General features: G+C 72.0%; 14 protein-coding genes. 2 read left to right on the top strand and 12 right to left on the bottom strand.

Going from position 1 to position 18,117, the window contains the following annotated elements:
* Positions 1–62 precede the first annotated feature (62 nt).
* Genes KJK29_RS21620 through KJK29_RS21610 form a run of 3 tightly spaced genes read right to left on the bottom strand, consistent with a single transcriptional unit; the run spans position 63 to position 3,791 of the window.
* Positions 63–2,648 carry a bifunctional FO biosynthesis protein CofGH gene (locus KJK29_RS21620; RefSeq protein ID WP_215120797.1) on the bottom strand — a complete coding sequence of 862 codons (2,586 nt, stop codon included), beginning with the start codon at positions 2,646–2,648 and terminating at the stop codon, positions 63–65.
* A gap of 43 nt (positions 2,649–2,691) precedes the next feature.
* Entirely contained in the window at positions 2,692–2,898 is a 207-nt protein-coding gene (locus KJK29_RS21615) for a hypothetical protein (RefSeq protein ID WP_215120796.1), read from the bottom strand.
* A 38-nt stretch (positions 2,899–2,936) separates the two neighbouring features.
* Positions 2,937–3,791, bottom strand: coding sequence for an LLM class F420-dependent oxidoreductase (locus KJK29_RS21610; protein WP_215120795.1), 855 nt, complete (start codon positions 3,789–3,791; stop codon positions 2,937–2,939).
* 163 nt (positions 3,792–3,954) lie between these two features.
* On the opposite strand from KJK29_RS21610, the gene KJK29_RS21605 reads away from it, so the two are divergent.
* Together KJK29_RS21605 and KJK29_RS21600 are read left to right on the top strand one after the other, a co-directional pair.
* Positions 3,955–5,472, top strand: coding sequence for a CehA/McbA family metallohydrolase (locus KJK29_RS21605; RefSeq protein ID WP_215120794.1), 1,518 nt, complete (start codon positions 3,955–3,957; stop codon positions 5,470–5,472).
* A gap of 60 nt (positions 5,473–5,532) precedes the next feature.
* The gene (locus KJK29_RS21600; RefSeq protein WP_215120793.1) at positions 5,533–5,925 is read left to right on the top strand and encodes a nitroreductase/quinone reductase family protein; all 393 of its coding nucleotides are present in this window, start codon (positions 5,533–5,535) and stop codon (positions 5,923–5,925) included.
* Positions 5,926–5,931: 6 nt separating this feature from the next.
* Here the strand turns inward: KJK29_RS21600 and KJK29_RS21595 are convergent, their stop codons facing one another.
* The 9 genes from KJK29_RS21595 to KJK29_RS21555 all read right to left on the bottom strand — a co-directional run bounded on the left by KJK29_RS21595 (position 5,932) and on the right by KJK29_RS21555 (position 18,015).
* Complete coding sequence (locus KJK29_RS21595; protein WP_215120792.1) at positions 5,932–7,383, bottom strand: aldehyde dehydrogenase family protein; 1,452 nt, start codon at positions 7,381–7,383, stop codon at positions 5,932–5,934.
* Positions 7,380–9,110, bottom strand: coding sequence for an N-acyl-D-amino-acid deacylase family protein (locus KJK29_RS21590; RefSeq protein WP_215120791.1), 1,731 nt, complete (start codon positions 9,108–9,110; stop codon positions 7,380–7,382). Before KJK29_RS21590 ends, KJK29_RS21595 begins: the two co-directional genes overlap by 4 nt.
* 96 nt (positions 9,111–9,206) lie before the next feature.
* A complete protein-coding gene (locus tag KJK29_RS21585; protein ID WP_215120790.1) occupies positions 9,207–10,325 on the bottom strand; it encodes an LLM class flavin-dependent oxidoreductase in 1,119 nt (372 codons plus the stop codon).
* 105 nt (positions 10,326–10,430) lie between these two features.
* Positions 10,431–11,201, bottom strand: a complete 771-nt coding sequence (locus KJK29_RS21580) for an SDR family NAD(P)-dependent oxidoreductase (protein WP_215120789.1) — start codon at positions 11,199–11,201, stop codon at positions 10,431–10,433.
* A gap of 8 nt (positions 11,202–11,209) precedes the next feature.
* Positions 11,210–12,112 (bottom strand): LLM class F420-dependent oxidoreductase, encoded by a 903-nt coding sequence (locus tag KJK29_RS21575; protein ID WP_215124392.1) that lies wholly within the window; start codon positions 12,110–12,112, stop codon positions 11,210–11,212.
* 14 nt (positions 12,113–12,126) lie between these two features.
* Positions 12,127–13,377, bottom strand: coding sequence for an amidohydrolase family protein (locus KJK29_RS21570; RefSeq protein ID WP_215120788.1), 1,251 nt, complete (start codon positions 13,375–13,377; stop codon positions 12,127–12,129).
* 140 nt (positions 13,378–13,517) lie between these two features.
* Positions 13,518–14,447: a PDDEXK family nuclease gene (locus KJK29_RS21565; protein WP_215120787.1), complete on the bottom strand. Its 930-nt coding sequence runs from the start codon at positions 14,445–14,447 to the stop codon at positions 13,518–13,520.
* Positions 14,448–14,577: 130 nt separating this feature from the next.
* Positions 14,578–14,763 (bottom strand): hypothetical protein, encoded by a 186-nt coding sequence (locus KJK29_RS21560; protein ID WP_215120786.1) that lies wholly within the window; start codon positions 14,761–14,763, stop codon positions 14,578–14,580.
* A 231-nt stretch (positions 14,764–14,994) separates the two neighbouring features.
* Positions 14,995–18,015, bottom strand: a complete 3,021-nt coding sequence (locus KJK29_RS21555; RefSeq protein WP_215120785.1) for an AfsR/SARP family transcriptional regulator — start codon at positions 18,013–18,015, stop codon at positions 14,995–14,997.
* Positions 18,016–18,117 lie beyond the last annotated feature (102 nt).

Here is an 18,117-nt window from a genome sequence, read left to right as displayed (position 1 = left end):
CCCATCAGCCCCGGCAGACGCTCAGGGCCCCCAGGCCCCCAGGCCGCCAGCCCCGCAGACCCTCAGTCCAGTACCGGCAGCAGTTCCGGCAGATGGCCGTCCGACGCCTGGGCCGCCTGCTGTCGTTCCTCGGGGACGTCCCCGTACAGGGTGTTCCGCGGCTTCGACGGGCGGCCCGCGGCGTCGGCCACCGCGATGAGGTCCTTGACCGACTTGTAGGAGCCGTACGACGAGCCCGCCATGCGGGAGATCGTCTCCTCCATGAGTGTGCCGCCGAGGTCGTTCGCGCCGGAGCGGAGCATCTCGGCGGCGCCCTCGGTGCCGAGCTTCACCCAGCTGGTCTGGATGTTGGGGATGTGCGGGTGCAGCAGCAGCCGGGCCATGGCCGTGACCGCGCGGTTGTCCCGCATGGTCGGGCCGGGGCGGGCGATCCCGGCCAGGTACACCGGCGCGTTGGTGTGCACGAACGGCAGCGTCACGAACTCGGTGAAGCCGCCCGTGCGCTGCTGGATGCCCGCGAGGGTGCGCAGATGCCCGAGCCAGTGCCGGGGCTGGTCCACATGGCCGTACATCATCGTCGAGGACGACCGGATGCCCAGCTCGTGGGCCGTCGACACGACCTCGATCCAGTCAGCGGCGGGCAGCTTGCCCTTGGTGAGGATCCAGCGGACCTCGTCGTCGAGGATCTCGGCGGCCGTGCCCGGGATGGTGTCCAGGCCCGCTTCCTTGGCGGCGGTCAGCCACTCGCGGATGGACATGCCGGTGCGGGTCGCGCCGTTGACGACCTCCATCGGCGAGAAGGCGTGCACATGCATGCCGGGGACGCGTTCCTTCACCGCGCGCGCGATGTCGAAGTACGCCGTGCCGGGCAGGTCCGGGTGGATGCCGCCCTGCATGCAGACCTCCACCGCGCCCACGTCCCAGGCCTGCTGGGCCCGGTCGGCGACCTGGTCCAGGGAGAGGGTGTAGGCGTCGGCGTCGGTGCGGCGCTGGGCGAAGGCGCAGAAGCGGCAGCCGGTGTAGCAGACGTTCGTGAAGTTGATGTTCCGCGTGACGATGTAGGTGACGTCGTCACCGACGGCCGACTTGCGTACGTCGTCGGCGACCCGGGCGAGGGCGTCCAGCGCGGGGCCGTCCGCGTGCAGCAGGGCCAGCGCCTCGTCGTCGGTGAGCTTCGTCGGGTCGTCGGCGGCCGTGCGCAGGGCCTCGCGTACGTCGGTGTCGATGCGCTGCGGCACCATGCCCGGGGCGGCGGCCTCGCGCAGGGCGCCCCAGTCGCCGTACACCTCGTCGAAGTCGTCCCGCCGGTCGGAGGTACGGCCCTCGCTGTCGATGGTGGTGTGCAGGTCGGTGCGCCCGGACGCCGTGAAGACCTCCTCCGGCTCCTGCCACGGCAGGCCCCGCGGAAGGACGTCGGGGCGGGCCAGCCCGGTCTCCGGGTCGGCCAGCGCCGCCACGTGCGGGCGCAGCCGCGGGTCCAGCCAGGGCTCACCGCGCCGCACGAACTCCGGGTACACGCAGAGCCGTTCCCGCAGCTCGAACCCGGCCACCCGGGACTTCTCGGCGAGCTCCTCGATCTGCGGCCAGGGACGCTCGGGGTTGACGTGGTCGATGGTCAGCGGCGAGACCCCGCCCCAGTCGTCGATACCGGCCCCGATCAGCCGCTCGTACTCGTCGTCGACGAGGTTGGGCGGGGCCTGGATGCAGCCCGACGGGCCCATGAGCAGCCGGGCGACGGCGACCGTGGCGACGAGTTCGTCCAGTTCCGCGTCGGGCATGCCGCGCATGGCGGTGTCCGGCTTGGCGCGGAAGTTCTGGATGATGAGTTCCTGGACGCCGTGGTAGGCCCGGGTCACCTTGCGCAGCGCGAACAGGGACTCGGCGCGCTCCTCGTAGTTCTCCCCGATGCCTATCAGGACGCCCGAGGTGAAGGGCACGGAGGAACGCCCCGCGTCCTCCAGCACCCGCAGCCGCACCGCGGGCTCCTTGTCGGGAGAGCCGTAGTGGGGACCGCCCGGCTCCGACCAGAGCCGGGTCGCGGTCGTCTCCAGCATCATGCCCATGCTGGGCGCGACGGGCTTCAGCCGCTGGAAGTCGGTCCAGCTCATGACGCCCGGGTTGAGGTGGGGCAGCAGGCCCGTCTCCTCCAGGATCCGGATGGAGATGGCCCGGACATAGGCGAGCGTGTCGTCGTAGCCGTGCGCGTCGAGCCACTCACGCGCCTCGGGCCAGCGGTCCTCGGGCTTGTCGCCGAGGGTGATGAGGGCTTCCTTGCAGCCGAGCGCCGCGCCTTTGCGGGCGATGTCCAGCACCTCGTCCGGGGACATGAACATCCCGTGTCCCTCGCGGCGCAGCTTGCCGGGGACGGTGACGAAGGTGCAGTAGTGGCACTTGTCCCGGCACAGCCGGGTCAGGGGGATGAAGACGCTCTTCGAGTACGTGATGACCCCGGGCCGGCCGGCCGCCTCCAGGCCCGCGTCCCGGACCCGGGCGGCCGAGGCCGACAGGTCCTCCAGCTGCCCGCCCCGGGCCTGGAGCAGCACCGCCGCCTCGGCGACATCGAGGGAGACGCCGTCCCTGGCCCGTTTCAGGGCGCGACGCATGGAGTTCTCGGTGGGTCCCGTTCCGGAGGTCGCGGAAGTCGTCATCCTTCGAGCATACGAGTGCGCTGATCAACCCGGGTGAGCCGCGTCAGTGGAAGGCCAGCCATCCAATTCCCAGGGCGGACGTGAGCCCGGCAGCGGCCAGGGCGGCCGGCCTGTTGCGGTGCAGCGCGAACCAGACCAGCGCGGCGGTCACGAGCACGGCCAGCGTGCCGATCGCGGAGGGCAGCAGACCTTGGCTGTAGCCGTAGTCGTCGAAGTGCTGCACGAGCCAGGCCAACCAGGCGAATCTCATGACGCGGTGCCGCTCCCCCGTTCGGCCCGACAGAGTTGTCAGGTACCTGGAAGATACCCGGTCAGATCGTCCAGCGCCTTCAGCACTTCCGCCTCCTCCGCCGGAGGCAACTGCACCACCACCTCCTCGACACCGAGATCGGCATAGTGCGCGAGCTTCCCCGGAGTCGGATGGACCGCGTACGGGACGACCTGGAGGGCCTCGGGGTCGCGGCCCGCCTCGGCCCAGGCCGTGCGCAGCCGGGGCAGGGACTCGGAGAGCCCGCGGCCGCCGATGGGCAGCCAGCCGTCGGCGTACTCGCAGATGTGGTCGAACAGCTTGGGCCCGGCGGCCCCGCCGAGCAGCGTGCGCGGGCCCACGACCGGGCCGCGCGGCTTCTGCACGGGCTTGGGGTGCGCGTGACTGGCCCGGACCCCGCCGAACTCCCCCTCGTAGGCGACCGGTTCCTCCGACCACAGCGCCCGCATCAGCGCCATCCGGTCCCGGCCCAGCTCGCGCCGGGTGCTCCACCGCACACCGTGGTCGGCGGCCTCCTCCACGTTCCAGCCGAAGCCGAGCCCGAGGGTGAACCGGCCGCCGGACAGATGGTCCAGGGTCGCGACCTGCTTGGCCAGGTCGATCGGATCGTGCTGGGCGACGAGCGTGATGCCCGTGCCGAGCCCGAGCCGCTCGGTGACGGCGGCGGCCTGGCCGAGCGCCACGAACGCGTCGAGCGTACGGCCGTACTCGCGCGGCAGCTCGCCGCCCGCCGGGTACGGGGTGGTCCGCTCGACGGGGATGTGCGTGTGCTCGGGCAGATACAGCCCGGCGAATCCGCGGCCCTCCAGCTCCCGGGCGAGCCGGGTCGGGGTGATCGTCTCGTCGGTGAGGAAGATCGTTACGGCGATGCGCATGAAGCATCCCTACCCGAGCGACGGCCGACTGTACATACCGACCGGTCGGCAAATCTCGGGTGCCGTATCGGCGAAAGCCGCCGATCCCCTTCCCGTGCCCGGGAGTTCACGGCTGAATACAAGGGTTGCACGGCACCTGACGACACACCTTGGGAGCAGCAGCATGTGCGAGGACCAGCATGAGGACAACCACGGCGGGCTCGCCCGGCGCGCCCTGTTCGTGACGGGAGCCGCCGCCGCGCTTACGTTGGGAAGCGTGAGCTTCGCCGCAGCCGCCGAGGGCGGTCAGGAGAGCAGAACCGTGCGGGGCACCCTGCCGCCCGGCTCCCCCGACTTCGTGTACGTGCCCGTCGAGGTCCCGGCCGGGGTCCGGGAGATCAAGGTCGCCTACACCTACGACCGGCCGTCCGTCCCGGCGGGCACGACCGGCAACGCCCTCGACATCGGCGTCTTCGACGACCGCGGCACCGAACTCGGCGGCCGGGGCTTCCGGGGCTGGTCGGGCGGGGCGCGCACCGAGTTCTTCCTCCGCGCCGACGACGCGACGCCCGGCTACCTCCCGGGCCCGGTGCGCGAGGGCACCTGGCACATCGCGCTCGGCCCGTACACGGTCGCCCCGCAGGGCCTGTCGTACGAGATCACGATCACGCTGACGTACGGCGAGCCGGGCGAGGCGGTGGAGCCGGTGTACCCGCCCGAGCGGGCCAAGGGGCGGGGGCGTGCCTGGTACCGGGGCGACTGCCATCTGCACTCCTGGTACTCCGACGGCCGCCGCACCCCCGCCGAGATCGGGGCCCTGGCGCGGGCGGCGGGGCTGGACTTCATCAACTCCTCCGAGCACAACACGCACTCGGCGCACGCGCACTGGGCGGATGTCGCCGGGGACGACCTGCTGGTCATGCTGGGCGAGGAGATCACCACCCGGAACGGGCACGTGGTGGCGCTCGGCACCGAGCCGGGCACCTTCGTCGACTGGCGCTACCGTGCCCGCGACAACCGCTTCGGCCGGTTCGCCCGCCAGATCCGCCGCGCCGGAGGCCTGGTCGTCCCGGCCCATCCGCACGCCACCTGCGTCGGCTGCAACTGGAAGTTCGGCTTCGGCGAGGCGGACGCGGTGGAGGTGTGGAACGGCCCCTACACGCCCGACGACGAGGTGACGCTGGCCGACTGGGACAGCATGCTCGTGGCGTCCGTACGGGACGGGCGGGACTGGATCCCCGCGATGGGCAGCAGTGACGCCCACCGCGACCCGGACCCCGTCGGCAGCCCCCAGACGGTCGTCCTGGCCGACGACCTGACCCGCCGGGCGATCCAGGAGGGCATCCGGGCCGGACGGTCGTACGTCGCCGAGTCCGCGAGGCTCGCGCTGTCGTTCCAGGTGTCCGGCGGGCGCGGCGAGCACGCGGGCATCGGAGGGCGGTTGCGGGTGGACCGCGACACCCCGGTCACCGTCCGTCTGGAGGTCACCGGCGCCCCGCGCTGCACGGTCCGCCTCGTCACCGACCAGGGCGTGCTGCACACGAGCGCGCCACTGCCGGTGGCCGGGGCGGGGGTCGTGGAGTGGCGCACGACGCCGTCCTACGCGGCGTACGTACGGGCCGAGGTACGGCACGAGGCGGCGGCGGGGCCGCTCCCCGGGGCGCTGGCGGCGTTCACGAACCCGATTTTCCTGGGACGTTAGCGACTAGCGATTAGCGATGTACACCCTGCCCGCCCTCACATGCCGAGGAGTCCGCTGACGATGTCCCGTCTCGCCGACGTCAGGTTCCGCGCCGCCACCGCCTTCCAGCGCCGTATCAATCCGCTCCTGCGCCGTCTGCCCCTGCAGACGGTCATCGAGACCAGGGGCCGTGTCTCCGGGCTGGCCCGGCAGACGCCGGTGGGCGGGCGGCGCGTCGGGGACTCCTTCTGGCTGGTGTCGGAGTTCGGTGAGCGGTCGCAGTACGTCCGCAACATCCAGGCCGATCCGCGGGTACGGGTGCGGATCCGGGGGCGGTGGCACCCGGGGACCGCCCATCTGGTGCCGGACGACGACCCCGTGGCGCGGCTGCGGCGGCTGCCCCGCTTCAACGGCCTGGGCGTGCGGGCGTTCGGGACGGATCTGCTGACGGTGCGGGTGGATCTGGACGGCTGAGCAGCCTCAGCCCGGCCAGACGATCGCCTGCACCTCGCTGTAGGCGTGCAGGGCGTACGAGCCGACGTCCCTGCCGACCCCGCTCTGCTTGAAGCCGCCGAAGGGCGCCTCCATGTTGCGGCCGACGGTGTTGATCCCGACCCCGCCGGCCCGCAGCCGCCGCGCCACCCGGAAGGCGCGGGCCACGTCTCCCGACCAGACGTAGTCGATGAGGCCGTAGTCGGTGTCGTTGGCCAGTTCCACACCCTCCTCCTCTTCCTCGAAGGGGATGACGGTCACGACCGGGCCGAAGATCTCCTCGCGGGCCACGCGCATGTCGTTGGTGCAGCCGGCGAGGAGGGTCGGGGCGATGTAGAAGCCCGTGGGGAGGGCCGGGCGTTCACCGCCCGCGACGACCACCGCGCCCTCCTTGCGGCCCAGTTCGACGTACGACTCGACGCGGTCGCGGTGCACGGCCGAGATCACCGGCCCCACCACCGTGTCCCGCTCCCCCGGGTCACCGACCTTCAACCGGCCCGCGTAGGCGGCCAGTTGCTCGACGAGACGGTCGTACACCCCGCGCTGCGCCAGCACCCGCGTCGGTGCCGTGCAGATCTGGCCGCTGTAGAAGGAGAAGGTGGTCCCGATGCCGGCCACGGCCGAGCCGAGGTCCGCGTCATCGAAGACGACCGCCGCGCCCTTGCCGCCCAGCTCCATCAACTGCCGTTTCATACCGCGCCCGCAGACCTCGGCGATGCGCTGCCCGACCGCCGTCGAGCCGGTGAAGCTGACCATGTCGACGTCCGGCGACTCCACGGCCGCCTCACCGACCTCCGTCCGCGATCCGCTGACCACGTTCACCACGCCCGGCGGCACGCCCGCCGCCTCCAGCGCCTCCGCCATCCGGTAGACCGACAGCGGGTCCTGCGGGGCGGGTTTCACCACCACCGTGTTGCCCATGGCCAGGGCGGGGGCGATCTTGCCGGCCGGGTTGGCCCAGGGGTTGTTGTACGAGGTGACGCAGGTGACGACCCCCACGGGCTGCCGGACGGCCAGCGCGCCCATCACCCCCGCCCGGCCCATGGGCCCGGCCTCGTTGATCTGGGGCGGGATCGCCCACTCGGCGGGCTCCACGCGCGCGTAGCGCCGGAAGCGGGCGGCGGCGACCCCGACCTGCAGGGCGCGTGCGGTGGCCGTGGTCGCTCCGGTCTCCGCCCGGGCCAGCTCGGCGTACGGCACGAGACGTTCCCGGATGACGTCCGCCGCCCGGCCGAGGACCGCGGCCCGTTCCTCCGGGGAGGTCCGTGACCACGGCCCGGAGGCCTCGCGGGCCGCGGCACAGGCCGCGAGCACCTGCTCCCGCGAGGCCTCCGGCGCCCACCCGACGGTCTCCTCGGTCGCCGGGTCGATCACCGCGTAGTGCCCGCCGTCCGGCTCCACCCAGGAGCCGCCGACGAACAGCGCCTGTTCTCTCGTCACCTGGTGCTCACCGTCTCCGTGTCCCGACCCGAGCGCAGCACCCGCCCCGGTACGGCACCGGTCACCACGTCGTCCCGGATCGCCTCGACGCCGTTGACCCAGACGGCCCGTATGCCGAGCGCGCGGGAGTCCAGTCGCGGGCTGTCGCCGGGCAGGTCGTGCACGAGGGTGGCCGGGCCCGCGTCGATCCGCTCCGGGTCGAACAGGACGAGGTCCGCGTGCCAGCCCTCCCGTACCCGCCCCCGCTCCCGCAGGCCGAAGAGCCGGGCCGGGTCGTCGGTCAGCATCCGCACGGCCTGCTCCAGAGCGACCAGCTTCCGGCCCCGCAGACAGTCCCCGAGGAACCGGGTCGTGTACGGCGCCCCGCACATCCGGTCCAGATGGGCGCCCGCGTCGGACCCGCCGAGCAGCACGTCCTCGTGGCTCCAGGTCTGAGCCCGCAGCGACCAGGACGCCGGGTCGTTGTCGGTCGGCATCGGCCACAACACCGTACGCAGATCATCGGCGGCGCAGATCTCCACCAGGCACTCGAAGGGCTCCTGGCCGCGCTCCTCGGCGATGTCCCTCACCACGCGCCCGGTCAGCCCGTCGTTGGCGTCGCTGTAGGTGTCGCCGATGACGTACCGCCCGAAGTTGGAGAGCCGCCGGAAGACGCCCGCCTCCTTGGAGGTGGCCCGGCGCAGCAGCTCCGCCCGGACGGCCGGATCACGCAGCTTCTCGATCCGCTCGGGCACGGGCAGCGCGAGCACCGGCCCCCACCCGGGGATGAGATTGAGCGCGCAGAACGTACCCAGCGACATGTTCATCGGCGTGAGGATCGGCATGGTCAGCGCCACGACCCGCCCGCCCGCCTTCCGCGCCTGCTCGCTCGCGAGGAGCTGCCGGGGCACGCGCTCGGGTACGGACGCGTCGACCGTCAGCACGTTCCAGTTCAGCGGCCGCCCCGCCACCGCGCTCATCTCCACGAACAGATCGATCTCGGCGTCGCTGAACTGATCCAGACAGCCCGCGACGATCGCCTCGATCTGCGTGCCCTCGTGCTCACCGACGGCCCGCGACAGCGCGAGCAGTTCGGCCGGCCCCGCATGCCGGGAGGCCACCGGCTGCCCGTCGCCGTCGGAGTGGCTGCTCGACTGGGTGGTGGAGAACCCCCAGGCCCCGGCGTCCATGGCCTCGCGCAGCAACCGCACCATCTCGGCGAGCTGCCCCTGACTCGGCTGCCCGCCCACCGCCTCGGGCCCCATCACATACCGCCGCAGCGCACAGTGCCCCACCATGAACCCGGCGTTGACCGCGATCCGCCCCTCCAGGGCGTCCAGATACTCCCCGAACGAATGCCAGCTCCACGGCGCCCCCTCCTCCAACGCCACCAGCGCCATGCCCTCGACCTTCGACATCATCCGGCGCGTGTAATCGGCGTCCTCGGGCCGCTCCGGGTTCAGCGGCGCCAGCGTGAACCCACAGTTCCCACCTGCGACGGTGGTGACACCGTGGTTGAGCGAAGGCGTGGCGTACGGGTCCCAGAAGAGCTGGGCGTCGTAGTGGGTGTGGGGGTCGACGAAGCCGGGGGCGAGGACGAGACCGGCGGCGTCCTCGGTGGTGCGGGCTTCCTCGGTGACCTGACCGATGACGGCGATACGCCCGTCCCGTATGCCGACGTCGGCGGTGTACGCCGGGGCGCCCGTCCCGTCCACGACGGTCACACCCTGGATGACGTGATCGAGCATTGGCCTCACCTCTCGATGTGGGGTGGTGCGGGTCACCTAGGGGCGCGGGGAACTGCGCGACAAGCCACAACGAACGCCGCACCCGCCAACGAACGCTCAAACCCCCTGACGGCACCGCGAGGTCCGATGCACAGGATCCGTATCGATCTTCGGAATCACGTACTCCCCGACCAACCGAATCGTCTGCAACGTCTCCTCCTTCGGCACCCCCACCGGCAACCCGAAACTCAACTGATCCGCCCCGGCCCGCTCCCACCGCTCACACTGCCGCAGCACCTCATCGGGATCCCCGCAGATCAGCAGCTCCTCCTCGATGAGCACCTCCACGAACTCCTCGGTGTACTCCGGCAGCGTCTCGGGCCACACCGGAAACCCCTCGGGCCGCGGAAACGTGTCGTGGTACCGGAACACCAGCGAGGGCAGATAGTGCAGCCCCCCGCTCGCCGCGATCCGCACAGCCTCCGCATGGGTCGGCGCACAGATCGCCGTGGTCGTCACCATCACGTTGTCGTTGACGAAGTCCCCCACCGGCTCCGCGTCCACGATCGCCGACTTGTACTGCTCCAGCACCCACTCCATGTCGGAGACCTTCTGCACGCTGAAGCCGAGCACGCCGAGCCCCTTCCTCGCGGCCATGGCGTACGACGGCGGCGACCCGGCCGCGTACCACATCGCCGGGTGGGACTTCCCGTACGGCTTCGGAAGGATCTTCCTCGGCGGCAGCGACCAGTGCTTGCCCTGGAAGCCGGCGTACTCGTCCTGGAGCCACATCTTGGGGAACTCGGCGATGGTCTCTTCCCAGAGTTCCTTGGTGTGGTTCATGTCGGTGATGCCCGGCAGGAACCCGAGGATCTCGTGCGATCCGGCCCCGCGCCCGCTGCCGAACTCGAAGCGTCCCTCGCTGAGATGGTCGAGCATGGCGACCTTCTCGGCGACCTTCACCGGGTGGTTGACGGGCGCGAGGGGGTTGAAGATGCCCGAGCCGAGATGGATCCGCTCGGTGGCGTGCGCCAGGTACCCGAGGAAGACGTCGTTGGCGGAGAGGTGCGAGTACTCCTCCAGGAAGTGGTGCTCGGAGGCCCAGGCGTACTTGAAGCCGGACCTGTCCGCCTGGATGACGTACTCGGTCTCCTCCATCAGCGCCTTGTGCTCCGCGAGCGGGTCGGTCTCGGCCCGCTTGCCGACGTATCCCTGTACGAAGATGCCGAATTCCAAGGAGGTTCACCGCCCCTGTACCGATTCTGGCGATCTGACGCACCGTCAGATGAATGACTCCGACTGTTCCATCCGCCCCTGGGAGCGTCAATAGCTGATGGAGCGTCAGATGATGGTGACCCCGGCCAGCCACCCGCCGTCGATCACGAAGGGCTGCCCCGTGATGTACGACGAGTCCTCCGAGGTGAGAAACAGGGCGAGCCTGGCCACCTCCTCGGGCTGCCCGACCCGCCCCAGCGGCACGAGCTTGCGGTAGAGCCGGTCGAGACCGCGGGAAGCCTTCTCGGCGTCGCCGTCCGGATCCAGCCGCGCCGGGTTGGCCATCGCCGTGTCGACGGCGCCCGGGCAGACGGCGTTGACGCGTATCCCCCGCCCGGCCAGCTCCAGCGCGGCGACCCTGGTCAGCCCGACCACGGCGTGTTTGCTCGCCGCGTAGGAGCCCACCCCGGCCATTCCGGTCAGGCCGGTGTAGGAGGAGGTGTTGACGATCGTGCCCCCGTCGGACATCTCCGGGGCGACCGCCCTGATGCCGAGGAAGCAGCCGACCTGGTTGACCTGGACGACCCGCATGAACTCGTCGAGGGGTGTGTCGAGGAGGGAGTTGAAGCGCAGGATGCCGGCGTTGTTGACGAGCCCGTCGACATGACCGTAGGCGTCCTTGGTGGCGGCGACGGCGTGCTGCCAGTCGTCCTCCCGGCCCACGTCGAGATGGACGTACCGCGCGCCGATCTCCTTGGCGAGGGCCTCGCCCTGGTCGTCCAGTACATCGGCGACGACCACCCGTGCCCCCTCCGCGGCGAACAGCCGGGCCTCCTGCTCGCCCTGGCCGCGGGCGGCGCCGGTGACGATGACGACCCGTCCGTCGAGCTTGCCCATGGCTCTCCTCACAGCTGGGGGGCGACCTCGGCTCCGAACGCCGCGATCTGGTCGGTGAGTTCCGTCCGGCTCCGGCTGCGGAACCGCACCTGGATCTGGTGGACGCCCATCGCCCGGTAGGCGCGGAGCGACTCGGCGAGTTCCGCCGCGCCCCCGGTGAGGGTCCTGCGGCCGACGTCCCAGCCGGGCTCGCCGACGTACAGCGGCTCGGTGATGGCGCCCACGGTGAACGCGCCCTGCACACCGGCCCGTTCGCGCAGCTCCCGGATCCGTGCGATCTGCGCGGGCAGCCGGTCCCTCGGATCCCCCTGCGGCAGCCAGCCGTCGCCCTTGAGCGCGGCCCGCCGTACGGCGGCGGGCGAGGAGCCGCCGACCCACAGGGGGACGCGGTCCTGCGCCGGGCGGGGCCGCTGGCCGAGCCCCTCGAAGTCGTAGAGCTTGCCGTGGTGTTCGGGGAACTCCTCCGGCCCGAGGGCGGCGCGCAGGGCGTCGAGGCTCTCGTCGAGCACGGCCCCGCGCTGCCGGAAGTCCACGCCCAGCGCCTCGAACTCCTCTTGGACGTGCCCGGCGCCGACCCCGAGGACCAGTCGGCCTCCGCTGAGGTGGTCGAGGGTGGCGTACTGCTTGGCGGTGAGCAGGGGGTGCCGCAGCCCGACGATCGCGACATGGCTGAGCAGCCGGACGCGTTCGGTGGCGGCGGCGAGGAAGGAGAGCGTGGCGACGGGGTCGTACCAGACGGTGCTCATGGCGGCGGCGAGCCTGCGCGGGATGCCGACGTGGTCGCAGCTCGCGAGGTAGGCGAAGCCGGACCGGTCCGCGGCGCGGGCGATCTCCAGCAGGTCCTCCGGCCCGGCCTCCGCCTCCCAGCCCTCCGCGTAGAGGGTGCTCTGCGACTGGACGGGGAGCTGCATCCCGTACCGCAGGCTCACCGCGCACCACCGCCGCCCGGGCCCGGCCACAGTCCCTCGTCGGTGAGCCCGAGCAGCTCGATGGCATTGCCCCGCACGATCCGCTCCACGACCTCCGGCTCCAGATGCCCCATCTGTGCCTCGCCTACCTCGCGGGACTTGGGCCAGGTGCTGTCGGAGTGCGGGTAGTCGGTCTCGTAGAGCACGTTGCCGACGCCGATGGAGTCGAGGTTGCGCAGGCCGAAGGCGTCGTCGAAGAAGCAGCCGTAGACGTGCTCGGCGAACAGCTCCGACGGCGGCCGGTGCACCTTGTCGGCGACGCCGCCCCAGGCCCGGTTCTCCTCCCACACCACGTCCGCCCGCTCCAGGATGTAGGGGATCCAGCCGATCTGCCCCTCGGCGTACATGACCTTGAGACCGGGGAACTGCTCGAACTTGCCGCTCATCAGCCAGTCGACCATCGAGAAGCAGCAGTTGGCGTAGGTGATGGTGGAGCCGACGGCGGGCGGGGCGTCGGCGGAGGTGGAGGGCATACGGCTGGAGGAGCCGATGTGCATGGCGACGACGGTGCCGGTCTCGGCGCAGGCGACGAGGAAGGGGTCCCAGCCGTCGGTGTGGATGGAGGGGAGTCCGAGGTACGGCGGTATCTCGGAGAAGGCGACGGCACGGGCCCCGCGCGCGGCGTTGCGCCGAACCTCGGCCGCGGCCAGCTCGGCGTCCCACAAGGGGATGAGGGGCAGGGGTATGAGCCGCCCGTGCGCCTCCGGGCCGCACCACTCCTCCAGCATCCAGTCGTTGTAGGCGCGCACGCACAGCAGGCCCAGTTCGTGGTCCTTGGCCTCGGTGAAGGTCTGGCCGCAAAAGCGCGGGAAGGTCGGGAAGCAGAGGGCCGACTGGACGTGGTTGACGTCCATGTCGGCGAGCCGGGCCGGGACGTCGTAGGAGCCGGGCCGCATCTGCTCGTACGTGATGACCTCGAGCTTGATCTCGTCCCTGCTGTATCCCACGGCGGTGTCGAGGCGGGTGAGGGGCCGGCGGAGGTCCTCGTAGACCCACCAGTCCCCGACCGGGCCGTCGTCGCCGGGCTGCCCCATCACGGGCCTGAAGCGCCCTCCGAGGAAGGTCATCTCCTTCACGGGCGCCCGGACGATACGCGGCCCGACGCCCCGGTACTTCTCCGGAAGCCGGTCCTGCCAGACGGTCGCGGGCTCCACGGTGTGGTCGTCCACGGAGATGATCAGCGGAAACGAGCTGTCGTGGGTGTCCATGGCGCTCACGGTAGCGCTGATCTGACGGATCGTCAGCTATGCGGGAGAGGGTGACTGGAGCGTTCGGGCGGGGCCGCCTCCCAGCAACCTGGGCATTCGGGGCGGCCCGTTGGCCCATGGGCTCCGACGCCCCCACCCCTTCACCGCCCCAGGACGACGAGGGCCGCCCGAATCTCCCTGATCATCCGGTCGGACTCCCGGAACACGTCCTGAGCGGTGAAACGCAGCAGATTCCGCACCTCGGTGCACTGAAGGACCTGATTGAAGCGGGACACGTCCTTCCGATGCGCCTCACGGGTGCCGTGATAGGCGTAACCCTCGATCTCGACCGCCAGCCCCTCGCGCCGGAAGAGGAAGTCGAGGACGGCTCGGCGACCGGCCGGGGTGAAGAGCTCGACCTGGCTCTCGGGCCGGAGGCCGGAGTCGGCCATGCGCAGACGGGCGACGGTCTCGGCCGGTGACCCGGCCCGGGGATCGCACAGTCCGAGCCACCGGAGGGCCCTCGCCGACCCTTGCGACGAGGCGGACAGCGCCGCCCCCACCGCGTCCAGCCCGGTGAGCGGCGCCCTGCGCGCCCCGGCGACCCGGCGGTAGGTCAGCGCCGAGTCCAGGGCGACGACCGCCTCGTCCCTCGGCAGGGAGCGAAGCAGGTCGGTGAGGGTCCGTACGGGGCTGGTGACCCGCAGGCCGTACCGCGTCGCCACGTCCCCGGGGTCCAGGAGTATCCGGTGTACGCGCACACCTTTGGCCTTGCCCCGGAAGCTGAGGGCGGGGTCGATGAACTCCAAGGGCGCTTTCGCGGACGGGGCGAGCGTCTCGATCCGCCAGAGGGCGGCCGCCGAGGAGTGGCTCACGACGAGCCGCTGGTTGAGGAGTTGGACGGCCCTGAGCCGGGTGGGCGGATCCGGGGCCCGGCCCGGCTCCGCCCAGGCGCCCGCCTGAAGCCGCCCCCAGCCTTCCGCCCGGAGCGCACGGGTGAGACTGCGCCGAGGCCAGCCGGACTCAAGCGCCCGGCACGTGAGCAGCACCCCACCCTGCGCCAGCTCCCGCAACGCCGTTCGTTCCTCCATGCCGCCAAGATCGCAGGATTCCGGCACGTTGTGGCGGCCTGTGGATAACTCCCGGGCGGGTTCCGGACATGCATCGGCCGCGACGGCTCCCCCTCCGCGCCGCCGCGGCCGAACCCCGTGTCGGTGTGGCTTACTTCGTCGGCTTGAAGGGCTCCGACGTGGCGTGCAGGTCCTTCGTCTCGAGCGGCTCGTCGGTGGCGTGCAGGTCCTGCTTCTTCACGGCGCCCTCGTCCGTGGCGTGCAGGTCCTCCGTCGACGCCTCGCCGGCCTTCGCGTCCGTCGCGTGCAGGTCCTGCGGCTTGAGCTCGTCGCCCATGATCGTCAACTCTCCTTGGCGTGGGTCGAGTACTGAGGTCCGCGGGCCCGCCCGGTCACTCCCCCGAGGGTGACCGGGGCGGGCCCACCCGGGCCGTTCACCCTAGTGCTGAGGTGGGCGGCCCAGTGCAGTGACCCGTCTGCCCCCCGACGCGACGGATCGACTACGTCAAGCATGGCGGGAGGCGATAAACGAACGATGAACGCGGCCGGCCGGCCCCGGAAGCGGCCGTCAGGCCGCCTGCACCGGGGACAGCAACGCACGCACCTCGACGGCCTCCGGCGAGCCCAACTCCTCGTAGATCCCCGCCGCTTCCTGCCAGCAGACCTGCGCCCTGCCCGTCTGCCCGATGCCGCTGAGCGCGCGGCCCAGGACGGTGAGGACGTTGCCGCGCCGCCACTCCCCGCCGATGCCGCGGAGCACGGTGAGTGCCATCTCGGCGTTCGAGGCGGCCTGCGCGGGGCGTCGGGCGGCGAGGTCCAGCTCGGCCAGCCGGAACAGGCTCATACCCTCCCAGAGGCGCTGCCTGCTGTCGCGGAACACCTCCAGCGCCTCCTGGAGCCGGTCCGCCGCGTTGCCCAACTCGCCGCTCTGGGTGAGGGCGAGGCCCAGGGCGTAGCGGGCGTTGGCCCCGCGCAGGGAGTTGCCCATGCCGTCGTAGATGGCGATGCCCTGCTGGGCCAGGGCGACCGCGCTCTGGGTCCGCCCGGTCGCGAGATGGATCCGGGACAGGTTGCACAGCGCGGCGGCCTCGCCGGGCCGGTCGCCCAGGGCACGGAAGTGCTCGATGGCCCGGGAGAGGTGCTCCTCGCCGTCCTCGTGGCGGTTCTGGTACAGCGCGATGATGCCGCGCGCGTTGCGGGCCCAGCAGACGGGCAGCAGGTCGTCGGCCTCCTGGGCGAGGAGGATGGCCCGTTCCGCCTCCTGGTCGGCCCGCTCGAAACGGCCGCTCACATGGTGGACGTTGACGAGCGTCGTCAGCGCCCGGGCCTCCGCCCGGCCCAGGCCGTGCAGCCGGGCTCCCTCCAGCAGCGCCGTGGCCGTCGCCTCGTACTCCCTGGAGTTGGCGCCCGACTCGGAGAGGTCGTGCGCGGCCCACAGCAGATCGATCGCCCGGGGAAGGGTCTCCGGCTGCCCCGCGGACTGCCGTACGCAGGCGAGGACGCAGCCGGCCTCCGCGTACAGCCAGTCCTGCGCCGCGTGCCGGTTGTCGAACCGCAGCCCCGGGTGGGAGGTCGGCTCCAGATGGTCCACGAGCCGGTCCCCGGGCCGTTCGATCGCGTACACGCCGGCCGCGGACGAGAGGTAGAAGTCCAGGAGCCGTGACACCGCCGCCGTGCGCTCACTCGGCGGCCACTCGTCGCGTTCGGCGCACGCACGCGCGTAGAGCCGTACGAGATCGTGGAAGCGGTAGCGGCCGGGGGCGGCCGATTCCAGCAGGGACGTGTCGACGAGGGACTCCAGGAGGTCCTCCGTGTCCTCGACGGGCAGGTCGAGGACGGCGGCCGCGGCCGGGAGGGACATGTCCGGGCCGTCGGCGAGGCCCAGCAGGCGGAAGGCGCGGGCCTGGGCGGGCTCCAGCTGGCCGTAGCCCAGCTCGAAGGTGGCCTTCACGGCCAGGTCGCCGGCCTGGAGTTCGTCCAGGCGGCGGCGTTCGTCGGCGAGCTTCGCCGCGAGGACCGACACCGTCCAGGTGCGGCGGGCCGCCAGCCGGGAGGCGGCGATGCGGATCGCCAGCGGCAGGAAACCGCAGGCCGCGACCACGTCCAGGGCGGCCTTCCGCTCGGACGCCACCCGCTCCTCGCCGACGATCTTCGTGAACAGCGCCAGCGCCTCGTCCGGGGACATCACGTCCAGGTCGATCAGGTGGGCGCCCGCCAGGTCCACCATCCGCACCCGGGAGGTGACCAGCGCGGCGCAGCCGTCCGTGCCGGGCAGCAGGGGGCGTATCTGGGCGGCGTCGCGGGCGTTGTCCAGCAGCACCAGCACGCGGCGGCCGGCCAGCACCGAGCGGTAGAGCGCCGCGCGTTCCTCCAGGGAGTCGGGGATCGCCGAGTCGGCCGTGCCGAGGGCGCGCAGGAACGAGCCGAGGACCGTCTCCGGCTCCGCCGAACGGGCGCCCGCGCCCTGGAGGTCGACGTACAACTGCCCGTCCGGGAACGCCGTGCGGGCCTGGTGGGCCACGTGCACGGCGAGGGTCGTCTTGCCCACGCCACCGATCCCGGCCAGGGCGGACACCGCCATGACACGGCCCTCGGCGGCGGTCAGGATGTCGCCGAGCTCGCGGACGAAGCCGGAGCGGCCGGTGAAGTCCGGCACCGTCGCAGGAAGCTGGGCCGGACGCACCGGGACGGGGGCGGGTTCGGCGGCCGGGGAGGAGGGTTCCGCGAGGCCCGGGTCGGCCTGGAGGATGCGCTGCTGCAGTTCGCTGAGGCCGGGGCGCGGGTCGACGCCCAGTTCGTCGGCGAGCAGGCGCCGGGTGTCGGCGTACACCGCGAGGGCCTCCGCCTGACGGCCGCTGCGGTACAGCGCCAGCATCAGCAGCTCGCGGAGCCGTTCGCGCAGGGGATGGTCGGCGGTGAGGGCCGTCAGCTCCGAGACGGCCTCGGCGTGGCAGCCCTGCTCCAGGTCCATGTCCAGGCGGGACTCGATGAGCTGGAGCCGCCATTCCTCCAGTCGGACGCGCTGCGCCTCGGCGTACGGGCCCGGCACTCCGGCCAGGGTCTCCCCGTCCCACACGGCGAGGGAGCGCCGCAGGGTGTCGCGGGCGTGGCAGAGGTCGCCCGCCGATCTGGCCTTCTCCGCCTCGGTCGCCAGGTCCTGGGCGACGGCCAGGTCGAGGGCGCCCTCGGCGAGGCCGCGCACCGCGTAGCCGCCGGACTCGCTGACCAGGACGCCCGGGTCCAGCACCTTGCGCAGCCGGGAGGCGTACGTCCGCAGCGCCGCCAGGGCCTGCGAGGGCGGCTCCTCGCCCCACAGGGCGTCGATCAGCTCGGCCGCGGTGGCCGTACGGCCCTCGCGCAGCAGCAGGGCGGCGAGCAGGGCGCGTTGCTGGGGGGAGCCGGTGGGGATCGCCTCGTCACCCCGCGAGGCCCGCACCGGCCCGAGCACGCTGAAGCGCAGCGTCGTCGAGGCCACCGCCTCAGCCGACTCCGGTGACTTCGGTGACTTCGGTGACTTCGGTGACTTCGGCAAGGAGTCGGGACGCCGCTGCTCCGGTACGCGCGGCACACCGTCCGGTACACCGTCCATGCCATCCCCCTAGACATCCTGAGCAACGACGCCAGTCTGCCTTGTACACGGCGGATACGTCAGCTTCGGGGGACACCGATCACGGGGCGACGCACGGGGGTC

The organism is Streptomyces koelreuteriae, assembly GCF_018604545.1.
GTDB lineage: Bacteria > Actinomycetota > Actinomycetes > Streptomycetales > Streptomycetaceae > Streptomyces > Streptomyces koelreuteriae.
This window is presented reverse-complemented; position numbering and strand designations above follow the sequence as displayed.